This is a genomic window from Actinomyces succiniciruminis, assembly GCF_900002405.1.
GTDB lineage: Bacteria > Actinomycetota > Actinomycetes > Actinomycetales > Actinomycetaceae > Actinomyces > Actinomyces succiniciruminis.
This window is the reverse complement of sequence record NZ_LK995518.1, coordinates 1-934: the sequence shown is the minus strand read 5'-3', so window position 1 is coordinate 934 and position 934 is coordinate 1. Positions and strand designations below refer to the sequence as shown.

The 934-nt window shown below is 64.7% G+C and carries 1 protein-coding gene; it reads left to right on the top strand.

Annotation, left to right across the window (positions count from 1 at the left end; genetic code table 11):
* On the top strand, window positions 1-786 hold a 786-nt coding region (locus BN1056_RS09445), incomplete at its 5' end, for a DNA primase family protein (RefSeq protein ID WP_210580662.1).
* Between the last annotated feature and the right edge of the window lie 148 nt (window positions 787-934).

Genomic DNA, 934 nt, shown 5'->3' with positions numbered 1-934 from the left:
AGCGCGCTGACCGCCACCGGTACCGGCGCGAACGCTAAGGGGGTGGCCTACAACGCCGTCCTTAACGCGCTCGGCGACTACGGGCACGCAGCCGAGTCCACGCTGTTCATGTCAGCCCGCGGTAAGGCCTCCAACGCGTCCCCCGAGCTGATCGGGCTGATGGGCAGGAGGTTCGTCGTGACCTCGGAGACTGAACGAGATCAGCCGCTCGCGGCCGCGTTGATGAAACAGCTAGTGGGTGGTGACCCGATCACGGCGCGGCAGCTGTACTCGACGCCGGTTACCTTCACGCCCACACACACGGCCCTCATGGTCACCAACCACCTGCCGAAGGTCGCCGGTGATGACCCGGCGGTGTGGCGGCGTATCCGAGTGATCCCGTTCGAAGTCACCATTCCCGAGACGGATCGGGACCCCGAGCTTGGGGAGAAGCTGAAGCTAGAGGCGGACGCGGTGCTTGCGTGGGCGCTCGACGGCTGGGCCGACTACCGCGCCAACGGGATGCCGACGGCGGCCAAGGTCACCGAGGCCACCGACGCCTACCAGGCCGAATCAGACACGGTGGCCCGTTTCATCTCCGAGGCGTGCGCGGTCGCCCCGGCGGCGCGCGTGGGAGTTCAGGAGCTGTTCGGTGAGTTCCAGGCGTGGGCAGCGGCCGACGGCGCAGACCTGATCGGCAAGCAGGCCTTCGCTCGTCAGGTCGAATCACGAGGTTTCGTGAAGCGTCGCGCTGCAAGCGGGTTCGTTTTTCGTGGGCTCGGACTTCGAACCGACGAGGAGGGATAGAACCGCATCGTCATGACATCTAAGGGGTGTCTGCCACCGATCTCGGCAGCAGACACCCCTCAGTTTAGGTAAGTGCAACCTCGCGTGTTCACTTGATGTTCACCTTCCCTCAGTTTGTACCTACGCTTGCACCACGCCGTAAACGTTG